At 71.9% G+C, this 14931-nt stretch carries 16 protein-coding genes; 8 read left to right on the top strand and 8 right to left on the bottom strand.

The annotated features are described in order from the left end of the window. Both FV227_RS24170 and FV227_RS24165 read right to left on the bottom strand, forming a co-directional pair. Positions 1–1695, bottom strand: a 1695-nt coding sequence (locus FV227_RS24170; RefSeq protein ID WP_147860096.1) for an AsmA family protein, incomplete at its 3' end; no start/stop codon positions are given. Between the two features lie 117 nt (positions 1696–1812). Further along, positions 1813–2049, bottom strand: coding sequence for a hypothetical protein (locus FV227_RS24165; RefSeq protein WP_147843467.1), 237 nt, complete (start codon positions 2047–2049; stop codon positions 1813–1815). A 198-nt stretch (positions 2050–2247) separates the two neighbouring features. Between FV227_RS24165 and FV227_RS24160 the strand changes: the two genes are divergently transcribed. The 5 genes from FV227_RS24160 to proC all read left to right on the top strand — a co-directional run bounded on the left by FV227_RS24160 (position 2248) and on the right by proC (position 7976). Next, entirely contained in the window at positions 2248–4635 is a 2388-nt protein-coding gene (locus FV227_RS24160; RefSeq protein WP_147843468.1) for a UvrD-helicase domain-containing protein, read from the top strand. Between the two features lie 377 nt (positions 4636–5012). Continuing rightward, entirely contained in the window at positions 5013–5729 is a 717-nt protein-coding gene (locus FV227_RS24155) for a PhoH family protein (RefSeq protein ID WP_147726528.1), read from the top strand. A 290-nt stretch (positions 5730–6019) separates the two neighbouring features. After that, positions 6020–6310 (top strand): accessory factor UbiK family protein, encoded by a 291-nt coding sequence (locus tag FV227_RS24150; protein ID WP_147726524.1) that lies wholly within the window; start codon positions 6020–6022, stop codon positions 6308–6310. Between the two features lie 317 nt (positions 6311–6627). Further along, positions 6628–7137: a YbjN domain-containing protein gene (locus FV227_RS24145; RefSeq protein ID WP_147726522.1), complete on the top strand. Its 510-nt coding sequence runs from the start codon at positions 6628–6630 to the stop codon at positions 7135–7137. 8 nt (positions 7138–7145) lie between these two features. After that, on the top strand, positions 7146–7976 hold the full coding sequence (proC, locus tag FV227_RS24140; protein ID WP_147726520.1) for a pyrroline-5-carboxylate reductase: 831 nt from the start codon (positions 7146–7148) through the stop codon (positions 7974–7976). Positions 7977–8170: 194 nt separating this feature from the next. Here the strand turns inward: proC and mdcG are convergent, their stop codons facing one another. The 5 genes from mdcG to mdcA all read right to left on the bottom strand — a co-directional run bounded on the left by mdcG (position 8171) and on the right by mdcA (position 12468). Beyond that, on the bottom strand, positions 8171–8803 hold the full coding sequence (gene mdcG / locus FV227_RS24135) for a malonate decarboxylase holo-[acyl-carrier-protein] synthase (RefSeq protein ID WP_147860095.1): 633 nt from the start codon (positions 8801–8803) through the stop codon (positions 8171–8173). Next, a complete protein-coding gene (gene mdcE / locus FV227_RS24130) occupies positions 8800–9513 on the bottom strand; it encodes a biotin-independent malonate decarboxylase subunit gamma (protein WP_147726516.1) in 714 nt (237 codons plus the stop codon). Before mdcE ends, mdcG begins: the two co-directional genes overlap by 4 nt. After that, entirely contained in the window at positions 9500–10396 is an 897-nt protein-coding gene (locus tag FV227_RS24125; protein WP_147726514.1) for a biotin-independent malonate decarboxylase subunit beta, read from the bottom strand. The genes mdcE and FV227_RS24125 overlap by 14 nt, the downstream gene beginning before the upstream one ends. Beyond that, positions 10393–10707, bottom strand: a complete 315-nt coding sequence (mdcC, locus tag FV227_RS24120; RefSeq protein ID WP_147726513.1) for a malonate decarboxylase acyl carrier protein — start codon at positions 10705–10707, stop codon at positions 10393–10395. Before mdcC ends, FV227_RS24125 begins: the two co-directional genes overlap by 4 nt. Positions 10708–10821: 114 nt before the next feature. Continuing rightward, entirely contained in the window at positions 10822–12468 is a 1647-nt protein-coding gene (gene mdcA / locus FV227_RS24115) for a malonate decarboxylase subunit alpha (protein WP_147726511.1), read from the bottom strand. Positions 12469–12725: 257 nt separating this feature from the next. Here mdcA and madL point away from each other — a divergent pair, with 257 nt between their 5' ends. Genes madL through FV227_RS24100 form a run of 3 tightly spaced genes read left to right on the top strand, consistent with a single transcriptional unit; the run spans position 12726 to position 14655 of the window. Beyond that, positions 12726–13184, top strand: a complete 459-nt coding sequence (gene madL / locus FV227_RS24110) for a malonate transporter subunit MadL (RefSeq protein ID WP_147726509.1) — start codon at positions 12726–12728, stop codon at positions 13182–13184. Between the two features lie 5 nt (positions 13185–13189). After that, positions 13190–13954 carry a malonate transporter subunit MadM gene (madM, locus tag FV227_RS24105; RefSeq protein WP_147726535.1) on the top strand — a complete coding sequence of 255 codons (765 nt, stop codon included), beginning with the start codon at positions 13190–13192 and terminating at the stop codon, positions 13952–13954. A 26-nt stretch (positions 13955–13980) separates the two neighbouring features. Further along, a complete protein-coding gene (locus FV227_RS24100) occupies positions 13981–14655 on the top strand; it encodes a GntR family transcriptional regulator (RefSeq protein ID WP_147844029.1) in 675 nt (224 codons plus the stop codon). Positions 14656–14688: 33 nt separating this feature from the next. On the opposite strand, the gene FV227_RS24095 is transcribed toward FV227_RS24100, so the two are convergent. Continuing rightward, positions 14689–14931: hypothetical protein (locus tag FV227_RS24095; protein ID WP_210246738.1), on the bottom strand; the 243-nt coding region annotated here is incomplete at its 5' end.

The following is a 14931-nucleotide window of genomic DNA, read 5'->3' as shown; positions in this document are numbered from 1 at the left end:
GGCGCCGGCCAGGTCCGTCACGTCGAGGCTGTCGACGACGAGGGCGGCGCCGTCCGACTGGATGCTGGCCGAGAGCGTGCCGTTCCCAGTGCCGGTCGCGCCGTAGCGCAGGTCGCGCGCCTCGATGGTCAGGCCGAGGTCGTGACCGTGCAGCCCCGCGAGCGCGTTGCCGAGGGGCGGCAGGCCGGCGACGTCGAGGCCGCGGGCGCGGATCTGCGCGTCGAACCGGCCGCGGGTCCGGCCCTCGGCCGGGGTGTAGCGGGCGTTTCCGGTGACCTGCGCCTCGCCGAGCGCGAGCCGGAGGTTGCGCAGGGAGAACGCGGTGCCGGCCGCCGAGACCTCGGCCGAGACCTCGACCGGCCGCCCGTCGAGCAGCGCCGTCGGCGGCCCGTCGAGGCCGAGCCGGCGCAGGTAGCGCCCGAGCCCGTCGGAGGCCGGGGCCGCGAGCGCGACCGGACCGGTGAAGCGCGGGCTCGGATCGGTGTCGATCTCGCCGCTGGCCGTGACGGTCGCCGCACCCGGCGCCACGGCCGAGAAGCGTCGCAGCAGCAGGCCGCCGGTGCGGTCGAGGGTGCCCGTGGCCTTGAGGTTGGACCATTCCTCGAAGCCGAGCACGGCCGCCTCGACCGAGAGGTCGAGGTCGAGCATCACCGGCAGGCCGCCACCCGATTTCGCGCCCACCTTGGGCAGCCCGCGCGCCACGAAGGCCTGCCCGCCCGGCGAGAGCAGGAAGGCGTCGAGGTCGAGGCGACGCGCCTCCAGGGTCAGCCCCGCGCGCCAGCGGCGCAGGTCGATCTGGCCGCTGCCGGAAAGCCGCAAGGCTTGCCCGCCCGGATCGATCTCGGCGTTGACGCCCTCGAACCGGACGAGGGCGCCGCGGGCCTTGAACTTGCCGCCCAGCGCGAACGGCAGGTAGGCGCCGGCGGCCTGGGCCGGCGGGCCGACGACGAGGCGGGCGCTGCCCTCGGCCTCGGCGACGAGCGGGCGCGGCTCGGTGCTGCGGGCGCCGCCGCGCGGATCCGCCGGCACGAAGGCGACGCGGGCGTCGGCCTCGAAGCGCGGATGGGCGTCGCCGCCGCCCGAGAGCTTCAGGGCGACGGCGCCGTCCGCCGCCGGCTCGCCGCTGACCAGGGTGAACGGCAGGCCGCCGCTGGTGCCCGCGACCCGCCAGGGGCCGACGAGGGCCGGCGCCTGGATCTGCACGGCTTCCGCGTAGAACTGGTCGGTGCGCCCGGTCGCGGGCACCACCGTGGTCAGCAGCAGCTGCTGGACGTGGAGGTCTTCGATTGCGAGGTCGCGGCCGCGCAGGGCCTCGCCGAGGCCGGCCGGCACCACGAGGGCGTCGCCCTCGGTCACCGGCAGCTTGACCTCGGCGCGGCCGATCCGGGTCTCGGTGAAGCGGAACGCGCCCGCCAGCAGCGGGCTCAGGCCGAGCTCGGCCTTGACGAAGCGCAGATCGAGGGCGGGCCGTCCCGGCTCGTCGCCGAGATGAAGGCGGTCGAGGCGCAGGCGCGGCGAGGGCAGCAGCCGCACGTCGATGCGGCCCTCGCTGCGCACCGGCAGGCCGAGGGACCGGCTCACGGTCGCGTCGACGAAGGCGCGATGGGTCGGCCAGTCGATGAAGGGCGGCACCGCGAGCGCCGCGACGAGGATCAGGATGACGGCGCCCGCGAGCGCGGTCAGGAGGTCACGCACCGTGATCGTTCCGCATGCACCCCGCGCCACCCGGCGGGTTCACGGCGGGCATAGCACGGCGCGGGACCGCAGGCGCCAGGGCGCCCGCGGCCTCGGTTCAACGCCCGCGGGCTCGGCTCAGCGCCGGGGGGCGACGATCACGCCCGGGGTGGGTTGGGGTGCCTGCATCTGCTGGCTGCGCTGGATCTCCATGCGCGTGGTGTTGTTCTGCGAGGTGAGGTTCTGCTGCAGCGCCCGGGACTCGCCCTGGCGGGCGAAGGACTCGTTGGCGGCGTCGGGGTTGCCCTGCCGGACCTGCGCGAGGGCGGGCGTGGCGGCGAGGGCGGCGATGATGGCGATCGGCACGATGCGCATCGGGCGCTCCTGTGTGGGGGATGTCTGTCGATGATGTGAGCAAGCGGCCGGCCTGCTTCAAGTTCCTGCCCGGCGGCCGCGCGGGGCGGCGACATTGCGTCCGGGCCTCGGGCTCCGGGCCTGGGCGATCGCGCCTCAGCGTCGAGGCCTCGGCGTCCGGGTCTCGACGCCGTTCGCGTTTTGGTCCAGGGATTGCCCATGCCGAACTCTTCGCATGCGACGCCGCCTTCCGACGCGGAGCGTGGCTCCAGCTCCATCGCCGCCCGCGCCATGGGGGCCTTGCGCCCGAGCGCGTCCTCCTATCTCGACGGCCTGAACGATGAGCAGCGCCGCGCTGTCGAGGCGACGGAGGGCCCCGTCCTGGTGCTGGCCGGCGCCGGCACCGGCAAGACGCGGGTGCTGACGACCCGCATCGCCCACCTGATCACGACCGGCCGGGCGCGGCCGTTCGACATCCTGTCGGTGACTTTCACCAACAAGGCCGCGCGGGAGATGAAGCACCGCATCGGCACGCTGATCGGGCCGGCCGGCGAGGGCATGCCCTGGCTCGGCACCTTCCACGCCATCGGCACCAAGATCCTGCGCCGCCACGCCGAGCTGGTGGGCTTGAAATCCGACTTCACGATCCTCGGCACCGACGACCAGCTGCGCCTGATGAAGCAGGTGCTGAAGGACCAGAACATCGACGAGAAGCGCTGGCCGGCACGCGCGCTCGGCCACGTCATCGACGGCTGGAAGAACCGCGGCCTCGGCCCGGACCAGATCCCGGCCGGCGAGGCGCAGGCCTTCGCCTTCGGCAAGGGCGGCGACCTCTACACCGCCTACCAGGCCCGGCTCGTCACGCTCAACGCGGTCGATTTCGGCGACCTGCTGCTGCTCTGCCTCAAGCTGTGGCGCGAGAATCCGGACGTGCTGGCCAACTACCAGGACCGGTTCCGCTACATCCTCGTCGACGAGTACCAGGACACCAACGTCGCCCAGTACCTCTGGCTCAGGCTGCTCGGGCAGGTGCGCAAGAACATCGCCTGCGTCGGCGACGACGACCAGTCGATCTACGGCTGGCGCGGGGCCGAGGTCGACAACATCCTGCGCTTCGAGCACGATTTTCCCGGTGCCGTGGTGGTCCGCCTGGAGCGCAACTACCGCTCGACGGGCCACATCCTGGCCGCCGCCTCGGGCCTGATCGCCAAGAACCAGGGCCGGCTCGGCAAGACTCTGCGCACGGAGGACGAGCTCGGCGAGCCCGTCACCGTGTCGGGCGCGTGGGATTCGGAAGAAGAGGCGCGGCTCCTGGCGGAATCGATCGAGGCGCTCCAGGCCAAGCAGCACCCGCTCTCCGAGATCGCGGTGCTGGTGCGGATCTCGGCGCAGATGCGCGAGATCGAGGACCGCTTCGTCCAGCTCGGCCTGCCCTACCGGGTGATCGGCGGCCCGCGCTTCTACGAGCGCGCCGAGATCCGCGACGCGCTGGCCTACCTGCGCGCGACCAACAACCCGTCCGACGACCTTGCCTTCGAGCGGATCGTCAACACCCCCAAGCGCGGCCTGGGCGACGCGACGCTGCAGCAGCTCCACCTCTACGCCCGCGCCGAGCAGGTCCCGCTGCTCCACGCCGCGCGAAAGCTCTGCGAGACCGACGAGCTCAAGCCCCGCGTGCGCTCGACGCTGCGCGCGCTCACCGAGAGCTTCTCGCGGTGGGCTCGGCTCGTCGAGAGCAACCCGCATTCCGAGGTGGCGCAGACCATCCTCGAGGAATCCGGCTACACCGAGATGTGGCAGAAGGAGAAGTCGGCCGACGCGGCCGGGCGGCTGGAGAACCTCAAGGAGTTCGTCCGCTCGATGGAGGAGTTCCCCGACATGGGCGCCTTTCTCGAGCACGTCTCGCTGGTGATGGAGGCCTCGGAGGCCGAGGGCGCCGAGCGCGTCTCGCTGATGACCCTGCACGCGGCCAAGGGGCTGGAATTCGACACGGTGTTCCTGCCCGGCTGGGAGGATGGCCTCTTCCCGAACCAGCGCGCCCTCGACGAGAGCGGCCGCGCGGGCCTCGAGGAGGAGCGTCGCCTCGCCCATGTCGGGCTGACGCGGGCCCGCAAGCGCGCGAAGCTGTCCTTTGCCGTCAACCGCCGCATCCACGGCCTGTGGTCCTCGACCATCCCGTCGCGCTTCATCGACGAGCTGCCGGAATCGGCGGTCGACGTGATCGAGGCGCCGGCCCACTTCTCCGCCGGCGCCTCGCGCTTCGACCGCAATCCGCAACCCTTCGGCTCGAGCTACGGCACGCCGGGCTGGCAGCGGGCGCAGGCCAATACCGGGCAGCAGAACAACTTCGGCAAGGGCGCGGCGCACACCACCGCCCGCGGCTTCGGCGCCTCGCCCGGCGGCGGGCGCGGCGGCCCGCGACAGATCGAGGGCGAGCTGATCGCCAAATCCACCGGCACGCCCTCGGCCTTCGAGGCCGGGATGCGGGTTCTGCACACCAAGTTCGGCCCCGGCGACGTAGCCGCCGTCGACGGCAACAAGCTCACCGTTGACTTCGACAAGGCCGGTCGCAAGATGGTGCTCGACAGCTTCCTGCAGCCGGCCTGAGGCCGCTCGCGGACGAGCGTGACGTCGGGCGCAGGACACGACCTTGGGCGGACCGGACACGGCCCCATCCCCCGACCGTCCCGGCGCACCATCCGCCGTCGTCCGAGCCATTTCAGCAACACCTGCCGGGCCCCGTCATGCGGCCGTCGCATCGCCCGACTCTATGGTGCGCGCGTTGCATGCTCCGGCAACGACCAGGCGGGCCGCGCAGCGGCTCGTCTTGTCCACAAGCTTCGTGTCGAGGGCCGGAACCGGCTCGAGGCAGCGTCATTGCTTCCGAGAGGAGAGATAAGCCCACGATACGAAGGTTAGAGCGAAGAGCGGTTTCTGGTTAGCAAGTCCTTTTGGTTGGCAAATCCCACGCGGAGTGTTGATCGATGAAAAGACGGCGCGCACGACTCGAGCTGGTGGAAGACCGCACGGTCCGGCTGCACAGGACCCGCTTCGACGAGGAACGAAACCTAGGCCCGATCCAGCCGCTGACCGACCGGCAGGCGGAATACCTCGACGCGCTCGCCCTGAACCCGCAGGTCATCGTGCTCGGCCCGGCCGGCACCGGCAAGACCTACATCGCCGGCACACGCGCCGCCGACCTGCTGCGCCAGCGCCGGATCGCCAAGGTGATCATCACCCGCCCGAACGTTCCCGGCGGCCGTTCGCTCGGCTTCTTTCCCGGCACGCTGGAGGAGAAGATCGCGCCCTGGGTCGCTCCCCTCACCGAGGCGATGAAGGAACGGATGGGCGCCGCCGCCTTCGAGATCGCCTTGAAGGCCGGCGACATCGAGATCGTGCCGTTCGAGGTGATGCGCGGGCGCACCTTCAAGGACTGCCTCGTGATCCTCGACGAGGCGCAGAACACGACCACCGCCGAGATCAAGATGTTCCTCACCCGCATCGGCGACGCCTGCCAGGTGATCATCAACGGCGACGTCTCGCAGACCGACCTGCGCGAGACCTCGGGGCTGCGCACCGTCATCCACCTGATCAAGAGCCGGATGATGCCGATCCCCGTGGTCGAGTTCACCCGCGACGACATCGTCCGCTCCGGAATTTGCGCGGAGTGGGTGAAGGCTTTCGAGGAAACGAATCTGTAAGTTGCGAGTTACCAGCGGCGGGTCGAAGCGGAGACCCGCCGCGCTTCACCGGCGCGACGTCCTTCTCTCATCTCCCGGACCCGGGAGATGACATGGGTGCCGCGGCCCGACGACAAGAAACAGGATTATCTCCGTGAGGAAACTGACCTTCGCCGTTGCCGTTCTGGCCTCGCTCGGCGCCGCCGCCATCACCGCCCCCGCCTCCGCCGCGCCGGCGGATTGCCCCGGACTCCGCGGATTCCTATGTCGAGGCGCAGGCCGGGTTGCGGCTGCGAGCTTTCGGAGACCACATGCCCCCCTCCAACCGCCTGTTCGACGACTTCGCCCGCCTGATGACGGATGCCGCGGGCGCCGCGCAGGGGGTGCGCCGCGAGGCCGAGACCGTGATCCGCGCCCAGGCCGAGCGGCTGATCCGCGACATGGACATCGCCTCCCGCGAGGAGCTCGACGTGCTGCGCGACATGGTCGCCACCCTGCGCGCGCAGAACGAGGCGCTGACCGCGCGGGTTGCGGCGCTCGAGGCCGATGCGGCGCCGGCCGCGGCCGCTGCGTCCACCGCGGGAGCGAGCGAGGCGATCTGATCCGACGCGCGGGCGACCGGCGCGAATCGGTCTCGGCGGGGCGGCGGGCTTGTACACAGGAAGCGCGCGCGAACGATCCATTTCCTGTTCACCGGCCGGGCGAAGCGCTTTGTGTCGCGAGTCCGCGCCGGTTTATAGTCGGTGACGCACTGATTCGCCTTAGCCCGCCGAAGACCGGGAGCCGCCAAGTCGTCATCGCGCGATATTCCGTCCCATCGGGACAAGTGATTTCGTGTCGTGACATGGTTCCGAACTTTGGTTATTTATTGTTCACCATGCCGCGGCGCCGTAATACGGCGGCGTCATCTCGGATCGTCATGCCACAGCTTCACGTCGACATCGAAGGCTACGATCGGATCGAGCACCCGCTCGATGTCGTGGAGCGTCTTGCCGCGCTCCGCGACTGGATCTTCGATCGCGCCGAGACGGACGAGATGTCCGTCGTGGTGGCCGGGCGCTGGACCGAATACCAGGTCGCGTTCACCTGGATCGAGGACGTCGAGGCCCTGCACGTCGCCTGCGCCTTCGACCTCAAGGTGCCGGATCGCCGCCGCACCGAGGTGCAGCGGCTGATCGCGCTGATCAACGAGCAGCTCTGGATCGGGCATTTCGACCTGTGGTCGAGCGACGACGTGGTGATGTTCCGCCATTCGCTCCTGCTCGCCGGCGGCTCGGTGCCGACGCATCCGCAATGCGCGATGCTGCTGAAGTCGGCGGTGGAGGCGTGCGAGCGCTACTACCAGGCCTTCCAGTTCGTGCTCTGGGCCGGCAAGTCCGCCCGCGAGGCGCTGGACGCGGTGCTGTTCGAGACCGAGGGCGAGGCCTGAGGCCCGCCATGGCCGCTCCTCCCGCGGCGGGCGCCCTGCCCGCCTCCCTCACCCTCGTCGGGGCGGGCAAGATGGGCGGGGCGATGCTCGAAGGCTGGCTCGCGGCCGGCCTCGACCCGAAGCGCACGACGATCGTTGAGGCCGATCCGTCCGATGCGCTGCGCGCGCTCTGCACCGCCCGCGGCCTCGCCCTCAACCCGGCCACGGTCGCGCCCGCCGCCGTCCTCGTCCTCGCGATCAAGCCGCAAGGGTTCGCCGACGCCGCGCCCGGCCTCGACCGGATGATCGGCCCGGGCACCGTCGTCCTGTCGATTCTGGCCGGCAAGACCGTGGCCGACATCGAAGGCCGCTTGCCGAGCGCCCGGGCGATCGTGCGCGCAATGCCGAACCTGCCCGCCAGCATCGGCCGCGGGGCCACCGGCGCCGTCGCGAACGCGGCGGTGACCGCAGGCCAGCGTGCCGCCGTCGCGGCTCTGCTCGGCGCCAACGGGCTCGTCGAATGGGTCGGCTCGGAAACCGAGATCGATGCGGTCACCGCCCTGTCGGGCTCGGGTCCGGCCTACGTCTTCCTGATGGTCGAGGCGATGACCGAGGCCGGGATCGCCGCCGGGCTCGATCCGCAGGTCGCCGCGCGGCTTGCCCGGGCCACGATCTCCGGCGCCGGCGCCCTCCTCGACGCGAGCGACCTGCCCGCATCGGAATTGCGCCGCAACGTCACCTCGCCGGGCGGCACCACCGCCGCCGCCCTCGACGTGCTGATGCGCGACGACGCGCTTGGCCCCCTGATGCGGGAGGCCGTCGCGGCGGCCAAACGGCGGGCGGGCGAGCTGGCCGGCTGAGGCTCGACGCCATAGGGCATGCGGGGCTCCTCCATCCCACTCCCTCATCCTGAGGCGCCCGCGCCAGTGGGCCTCGAAGGAGCCCTCCGGGAATCGCGCGCAAGCTGGAAGCCTCCTTCGAGGCCTCCGCTTCGCTGCGGCACCTCAGGATGAGGATGGTGGACGGGATCGGCTGAAGGCTCGATCCTTCGGCCTCACCGGTCCAAGCTTGCAGGAACCAGCGCCACCCGATCGAGCCCCTTGGCCAGCACCGATCCGCCGGGCGGGGCGTCGCGGAGTTCGCGCCAGTTCACCCCGGCGCCGTCCGGCAGGACGACTTCGCCGTCGAGGCGCATCGGGGCGCCCGCCTCGATCGCGGCGAGGCCGTCGAGGAGGCTGTGCGTCACGGTGGCCGGCCAGAGCAGGTCGAGGTCCGAGGTCGTGGAGAGGTAGGCGAGGCCGGTCAGGCTTTGCCACAGCAGGCCGCCGAACACCTGCGAGACGACGCCGTATTCGGCGGCCAGCGCCAGCACCGCGTCGACGGCGAGGTGCCAGGCCGGCGGCGCGGATGGGCGCGCGGCGGCGAGGGTCACCGGAGGGGACGGCGTGGCGTCGGCCCACGGCACCGCGAGGCCGATGCGGCGCTTGCCGGCGGCCGGCGGCAGGGGGAGCCCGGCGGGCAGATGGTCGCCCTCGTCCGGATGACGGCGCCGCACGATCACCGGCCAGCCGTTGGCGGCCCAGGCCGCGACATGCGGCACGCCGTCGAGGTCGGAGCGCCCGGCGAGCAGCCGGTCCCAGGCCTCGGGCGCCACCACGAACAGGTCGTGGCGGCGAAGCGTCGTCACGCGCGCGCCGCGTCGACCACCCGCGCGGCGATGTCGTGGGCGACGGGACGACCGCCGCGATCCTTGCCGAGGGCGTCGCGGGCGTCGTGCGAGGGCGGCTCGCCGATCAGGGCCGCGATCTGCGGCCCGAGGGGCTTGGCGGGATCGAGCACCACCTGCACCGCGCCGGCCTGGACCATGTTGTCGAGGCCGGGTGCGAAGACGGGGGTGGATTTCGCCATCGCCTCGAGCTTCTCCAGCGGCAGCTTGGTGACGCGGGCGACGGAGGGCAGGTCCATCACGCTCGGGTTGGCCCCGGGCAGCGCGACCAGCACCCGCGTCGCGAGGGCGGTGGCGATGAAGGCGCCGGCGGCCGAGTGGCCGTAGATCAGGCCGATCGTCGGGTGGCCCTGCGCATCCGCCAGCAGCAGCGCCTTGGCGAGGTGGGCCAGGCACTCGTTCAGCCCCAGAAGCTCGTCGCGCCGGCTCATGCGCTGGCTGTCGGAATCGACCAGCACGAGGACCGGCGTGGCGCCGCCGGCCCGCACCGTCGCCAGCACGGCGGCCGAAAGGGCCAGCGCGCCCTCGATCCCGAGCGGCGTGTCGCCGTCGACGCCGACCACCGCGAGGTCACGGTTTTCGAGCGGCCCGCGGCCGGTGATCAGACCGTCGGCGACGGCGACCGCGTGGCCGACGGGGAAGAGCGAGGCCAGGATCTCAGCGAGCGTCATGTGTCGTCCCCTCGAGCCCGGCGACGAGGCCGTCGAAGTCGGCCGCCGACAGGGCCGGCACGCCGGCCGGGTCGTTGACGCCGAGGCGCGCCCAGATCTCGGTGGCGTCGCGGCAGTCGCCGAAGCGCGCAATGCGGTCTTCGAGCCGCGCCTGCTCCGCTTCGAGCGTCGCGAGGTCGAAGGCCGGTGCCCGGCCGATCAGGTCGAGGGCGGCGGCGCGAAACGCCTCCACGGTGTCGTCGCAGAACCGGTCGGCGCCGCCGGCGAGGCGCCGGTGCTTGCCGCCCATGGTGCGCCAGACCAGGGCGCGGTCCTTCGAGTCGAATTCCTCGGCGCCCTTGTTGGTCTCGATCACCTCCGGGCCGGAGACCGAGATGCGCCCGCCCTCCGAGACCGCGAGGCGCGAGCAGGTTCCGGCGATCAGGCCGCCGCCGCCGAAGCAGCCGGCGCGGCCGCCGACGAGCCCGACCACCGGGATGCCGGCGCGGCGCAGATCGGCGATGGCGCGCATGGTCTCGGCGATGGCGGTCTCGCCCGCATTGGCCTCCTGCAGGCGGACGCCGCCGGTGTCGAACAGGATCAGCACGGCCTCCGGCGTCTCGGTGACCGCGGCGCGTAAAAGCCCGACGAGCTTGGCGCCGTGCACCTCGCCGAAGGCGCCGCCCATGAAGCGGCCCTCCTGGGCGGCGAGGTAGACCGTGCGGCCGTCGAGCCTGCCCCGGCCGACGACGATGCCGTCGTCGAAGGCGCGGGGCAGGTCGAACAGCGGCAAGTGGGGGCTCATCGCCCGCTGCTCCGGGCCGACGAACTCTTCGAAGCTTTCCGCGTCGACGAGCGCGGCGACGCGCTGCCGGGCGCTGGCCTCGTACCAGCTCAAGCTCATCGGCCGGTCTCCATCAGGCGCGCGCCCTGGAGCAGGCGCAGCGACACGGTGTCGGGCCGGGCGCCCCCGTCGTTGATCGCGATGCGCAGGCCGCCGGGCTGGGCCCGCGCCACGAAGTCGGCCGCCACCGCCTCCCAGACGTCGCCGTAGCCGACGACCGGCGTCGCGATCTCGATGGTGCATTGGTCCGGCGGCAGCACGCGCTCCAGCAGCACCTCGAGGTTGCCGGATGCGACGACGCCGGTGATCGCCTGCGGCTTGGTGCCGGCGAGCGGTCCTTTCGTGGTGTGGCGGAAGGTCATCGTTTCCATGTGACATCGTCCTCCTGCGCCCAATGCCATCCGGCGGGATCGCCGGTCCCCTCTCTCGAACGCGAGAGGGGGCCGCGTGCCGCGTCCCGCGCCTGCTCTCTCAGCCCGATCATCTCACCAGTTCCGGAACCGGGCCGGCGGCTCGTACAGGCCGCCCGACGTGTGCACGAGGTCCTTGATCGACTTCGCCGCGAGCAGGCTGCGGTCGGCGTCGAGCGGCTCGATCCCGAGATCCTCCGGGCGGCGGACGATGCCCCGGGCGCGCAGGTGCTCGACCTTGGCCTTGTCGCGGCCGCGCCCGACCTCGGTGTAGCCGGCCACGCCGCGGATCGCCTGCTCGCGCTCGTCCGCGTTGCGGCAGAGCAGGAGGTTGGCGATGCCCTCCTCGGTGACGATGTGGGTGACGTCGTCGGCGTAGACCATCACCGGCGCGAGCTCGAGCCCGATCGTCCGGGCGAGCTCGAGGGCGTCGAGGTGCTCGACGAAGGCGGGCACGAGCCCGTCGCCGAAGGTCTCGACGAGCTGCACCACGAGCTTGCGCCCGCGCATCAGCGCCGGGTCGCCGGTCTGCTGCGCCTCGCGCCCGGCCTTCATCCAGGTGTCGGACGGGTGGCGGCGGCCGTGCGGGTCCGAGCCCATGTTCGGCGCGCCGCCGAAACCCGCGACGCGGTTCGTCGTCACGGTCGAAGAGTGGCCCATGAGGTCGATCTGCAGGGTCGAGCCGATGAACAGGTCGCAGGCGTAGAGCCCCGCCGTCTGGCAGAAGGCGCGGTTCGAGCGCAGCGAGCCGTCGGCGCCGGTGAAGAAGATGTCCGGCCGCGCGGCGATGTAGCGGTCCATGCCGACTTCCGAGCCGAAGCAGTGCACCTGCTCGACCCAGCCCGCCTCGATCGCCGGGATCAGCGTCGGGTGCGGGTTCAGCGCCCAGTTGGTGGCGATACGGCCCTTCAGCCCGAGCCGCTCGCCATAGGTCGGCAGCAGCAGCTCGATCGCCGCGGTGCCGAAGCCGATGCCGTGGTTGAGCCGGCGGATGCCGTACTCGGCGTAGATCCCCTTGATGGCCATCATCGCCATCAGGATCTGCGTCTCGGTGACGGCGGCCGGGTCGCGGGTGAACAGCGGCTCGACGTAGAACGGCGTGTCGGCCTCGACCACGAAGTCGATCCGGTCGCCGGGGATGTCGACCCGCGGCACCGTCTCGACGATCTGGTTCACCTGCGCGATCACCACGCCGTTCTTGAACGCGGTGGCCTCGACCACCGTCGGCGTGTCCTCGGTGTTGGGGCCGGTATAGAGGTTGCCGGCCCGGTCGGCCGAGACGCCGGCGATCAGCGCGACGTTCGGCGTGAGGTCGATGAAGTAGCGCGCGAACAGCTCGAGGTAGGTGTGCACCGCCCCGAGCTCGATCTGCCCGCCGTAGAGCATCTTGGCGATGCGGGCGCCCTGCGGGCCGGAATACGAGTAGTCGAGGCGCTTGGCGATGCCGGTCTCGAACACGTCGAGATGCTCCGGCAGCACGATGCCGGACTGGACCATGTGCAGGCCGTGCACCTTGTCCGGGTCGCAGGCGCTCAGCCCGCGCGCCAGGCAGTCGGCCTGCTTCTGGTTGTCGCCTTCGAGGCAGACGCGGTCGCCCGGGCGCAGGACGGCTTCGAGCAGGTCGACTACGTCGGCGGCCGCGACGACCTTGCCGTCGGCGTGGGCGCGGCCGGCCGCGATCCGCGCATCCCGCGCCGTCCTCTGCCTGCGCCAGTCCGTCATCCCGATCCCCAAACCGTCGATCCGCCCGCACGCTGTCGGCATGCGATCGCGGGTCAGACACAGCAATTCGTATGCGAATGATCCGTTCGATCACATGATCGTATACCAGCTTGCCGATCTGTCAATATTTTGCATACTCAGTGGCAACGAAGACGAATCACGAAATCGGGACGGATACGCCGGATGCCCCGTGCCATCGCGCCTCCTCGACCATCGCCCGGCCCGATCGGGAGTGCCCCGCACAGGAGGCTGCGGCCATGATCATCGCCGGCGTCGCGCTGCTCGCCGCCTGCACGCTGATCGGCGTGTATCTCGGCGATCTCCTCGGGATCGCGCTCGGCGTGAAGGCCAATGTCGGCGGGGTCGGCATCGCCATGATCCTGCTGATCGCCGCCCGCGTCTGGCTGATGCGCCACGGCCGCCTGAGCAAGAACGTCAAGTTCGGCGTCGAGTTCTGGGGCGGCATGTACATTCCCATCGTCGTCGCGATGGCCGCCCAGCAGAACGTCGTCGCCGCGGTGAGCGGCGGCCCGATCGTGATCATCGCCGCCTTCGGCTCCCTGGCGATCTGCTTCGCCGCGGTGGCGCTGCTCAGCCGCATCGGCGGCCGCGACCCGGGCGGTCCGGAGGTCGAGCACGGCGGCGCCCTCATCGGCGGCGAACCCGAGGCAGCGCGGGCCGACGCCGCGGCGATCCCGGCGGGGCGGACGCGATGAGCGGCCTGTGGCACGGCCTCGAGCACGTCTTCGTCGAGCAGAGCCTGGTTGCGGCCTTCGCCGTCGTCGGGGCGCTGATCCTGGTCTCGAACGTCGCCGCGCGGCGGCTCACCAACGGGCGGGTGCACGGCTCGGCCATCGCCATCGTGCTCGGCCTGGTGCTCGCCTATTTCGGCGGCGTGCTCACCGGCGGCAAGAAGGGCCTGGCCGACATCCCGGCGCTGGCCGGGATCGGGCTGATGGGCGGGGCCATGCTGCGCGATTTTGCCATCGTCGCCACCGCCTTCGAGGTCGACGTGATCGAGGCGCGCCGGGCCGGCCTCGTCGGCGTGCTGGCGCTGGCGCTCGGCACGCTGCTGCCCTTCCTCGTCGGCACGCTGACCGCGGTCGCCTTCGGCTACCACGACGCGGTCTCGATCACGACGATCGGCGCGGGCGCGATCACCTACATCGTCGGCCCGGTCACCGGCGCGGCGCTCGGCGCCGACTCGACGGTGATGGCGCTCTCGATCGCCACCGGCGTGACCAAGGCGGTGGGCGTGATGGTCGGCACGCCCCTCGTCGCCAAGCTGATCGGCCTCGACAACCCGCGCTCGGCCATGGCCTATGGCGGGCTGATGGGCACGGTCAGCGGGGTGGCCGGCGGCCTGGCCGCCACCGATCCCAAGCTCGTGCCCTACGGCGCGCTGACCGCGACCTTCCACACCGGCATCGGCTGCCTCGTCGGCCCGTCGGTGCTGTTCCTGACGGTGCGGGCGATCGTCGGCTGAGCCCGGCTTCGCGGGGCGGGAGAGCCATGGACGCGGGCCACGAGACCGAGGAGCGGGCGCTGATCTCCGATCGCATCCGCGACGCGCTCACGGATGCGATCGCGGCGGGCGAGCTCGCCGCCGGCACGACCCTGGACGAGCAGACGCTGGCCGACCGCTTCGGCGCCTCGCGCACCCCCGTGCGGGAGGCCCTGCGCCAGCTCGCCTTCGGCGGCCTCGTGGAGCAGCGCCCGCGCCGCGGCATGGTCGTCGCCCGGATGACGCCCGAGCGGATCATGGACATGTTCGAGGCCACCGCCGAGATCGAGGCTTTGTGCGTGCGGCTCGCCACCCACCGCATGCGCCCGCTCGAGCTCAGCGCCCTGATGGAGCTGCACCGGCGCTCGGGCGCGGCGGTCGAGGGCGGCGACCTCGACGCCTACGACGGCCTGAACCGCCAGTTCCACGAGGGGCTCTACGCGGCCACCCACAACGGGTTCCTGGCCGAGCAGGCGCTGGCGATCCGCACCCGGCTCTCGGCCTTCCGCCGCACGCAGCTGCGCCAGGGCGACCGCATCCGCCGCTCCCACGCCGAGCACGGCGCGATCCTGGCCGCGATCGCCGAGGGCGACGGCGAGGCGGCGGCACGGCGCATGCGGGCGCACATGCTCAACGCGGCCGGGGCGCTCGGACGCTACATCGCCGAGCATCACGCCGACTGATCCTCCCGGAGCGCAAAGGCGCGCCCGCCCGGCTCAGCCGGGCGGCGGCCCGTCGATCATCCGGCGGAGGTGGTCCAGAAGCTCCCGACGCTGCCCGGGCTGATCGAGGGTGGCCCACAGGCGCAGCAGGGTGAGGCTCTCGGCGATCCGATCCCCTTCGTCGAGCGTGGCGAAGAACGCCGTCGTCGGAATGCCGAGCGCCGCCGCCAGCTCGTCGAGCACCGGGTTGCGCGGGCGCGCCGTCCCCTCGTCCGTCGCCACGTCGTCCCCCCTCGC

Source organism: Methylobacterium sp. WL119 (assembly GCF_008039875.1).
Classification (GTDB): Bacteria; Pseudomonadota; Alphaproteobacteria; order Rhizobiales; family Beijerinckiaceae; genus Methylobacterium.
The sequence above is the reverse complement of the archived record's forward strand: the minus strand, read 5'-3'. Positions and strand labels throughout refer to the sequence as shown.

Coding starts and splice junctions, on each gene's coding strand:
- FV227_RS24155 (WP_147726528.1), top strand. CDS start 5,013: ATGAAAAGACGGCGCGCACGACTCGAGCTGGTGGAAGACCGCACGGTC.
- madL (WP_147726509.1), top strand. CDS start 12,726: ATGATCATCGCCGGCGTCGCGCTGCTCGCCGCCTGCACGCTGATCGGC.
- FV227_RS24160 (WP_147843468.1), top strand. CDS start 2,248: ATGCCGAACTCTTCGCATGCGACGCCGCCTTCCGACGCGGAGCGTGGC.
- proC (WP_147726520.1), top strand. CDS start 7,146: ATGGCCGCTCCTCCCGCGGCGGGCGCCCTGCCCGCCTCCCTCACCCTC.
- mdcE (WP_147726516.1), bottom strand. CDS start 9,513: ATGACGCTCGCTGAGATCCTGGCCTCGCTCTTCCCCGTCGGCCACGCG.
- FV227_RS24150 (WP_147726524.1), top strand. CDS start 6,020: ATGCCCCCCTCCAACCGCCTGTTCGACGACTTCGCCCGCCTGATGACG.
- FV227_RS24100 (WP_147844029.1), top strand. CDS start 13,981: ATGGACGCGGGCCACGAGACCGAGGAGCGGGCGCTGATCTCCGATCGC.
- FV227_RS24165 (WP_147843467.1), bottom strand. CDS start 2,049: ATGCGCATCGTGCCGATCGCCATCATCGCCGCCCTCGCCGCCACGCCC.
- FV227_RS24145 (WP_147726522.1), top strand. CDS start 6,628: ATGCCACAGCTTCACGTCGACATCGAAGGCTACGATCGGATCGAGCAC.
- mdcA (WP_147726511.1), bottom strand. CDS start 12,468: ATGACGGACTGGCGCAGGCAGAGGACGGCGCGGGATGCGCGGATCGCG.
- FV227_RS24125 (WP_147726514.1), bottom strand. CDS start 10,396: ATGAGCTTGAGCTGGTACGAGGCCAGCGCCCGGCAGCGCGTCGCCGCG.
- mdcC (WP_147726513.1), bottom strand. CDS start 10,707: ATGGAAACGATGACCTTCCGCCACACCACGAAAGGACCGCTCGCCGGC.